At 37.1% G+C, this 991-nt stretch carries 1 protein-coding gene; it reads left to right on the top strand.

What is annotated here, in order from left to right:
- The coding region (locus tag LD28_RS0112910; RefSeq protein WP_241462296.1) for a PAS domain-containing sensor histidine kinase at window positions 1-991 on the top strand (991 nt) is incomplete at both ends.

Genomic DNA, 991 nt, shown 5'->3' with positions numbered 1-991 from the left:
CGTTTGGCTAGAGTACTAAAGTACAAAAAAAAGGCGGAGATAAAACTACTTTCTCAGTTAGATATGATGCAGGAGTTTATTGATGGGATTCCTCATCCAGTTGTGCTCCTTGATTCAAATTTATGTATCAAATTTTGTAATCGCTCATTTAATAAAGCTTTCGAGATAGAAGTTGATGCAGATGTTAAATATCTTGACTCGCTAATTTCTGACGAAGATTGCGATAGTGTGTTAAAAACCATAAAGTCAGCGTTTTATTTTGGTAAGGTTTTGACACGTGAAACCAGTATTACGATATTAGGTAAACCAAAGGATATTCAGGATTGGTTTATTCCATATAATGATGTTAATGATGGCTCACGAGGGATTTTTTGGGGCTGGTTTGATGTGACATGGCGCAATGAAGCATACACAGCTGCAATGCAGTCTAGCGCAGAGGCAGAACAAGCTAATAAAGCAAAATCAGAATTTATTGCAACTATCAGTCATGAAATAAGGACGCCACTAAATATTATTAATGGTTTTCTGGAAATATTCAGTCACTCTCCATCCATCAGCATGAGTGAGCGTGAAGAACTGAGCTACATGAGAAGTGCCTCGCATAATCTTCTTGAGCTGGTTGGTGATGTCCTAGATGTGACAAAAATAGAGTCGGGGCTATTAACCATTGAGAATGAAGCTGTTGATATATATACATTGTTACGTAATTCAGCAGAAATGTTTTATCTAATGGCATCTAAAAAGGGAGTGAGAATATTAGAAGAGTACCATCTTGACTCATCAAATTGGTTTATGCTTGACCCCTTGCGAGTGCGCCAGGTATTTTATAATGTGCTAAGTAACGCGGTTAAATTTACTGATGATGGTACTATAAAAATTCTGGTAAGCTACATCAATGGTCATTTACATGTTCGGGTAACTGACACTGGAATAGGAATATCTGATGAAAAGCTTGGATGTTTATTCAAACCCTTCATTCAGGCACATACAG

This window comes from Aeromonas finlandensis (assembly GCF_000764645.1).
Classification (GTDB): Bacteria; Pseudomonadota; Gammaproteobacteria; order Enterobacterales; family Aeromonadaceae; genus Aeromonas; species Aeromonas finlandensis.
This window is presented reverse-complemented; position numbering and strand designations above follow the sequence as displayed.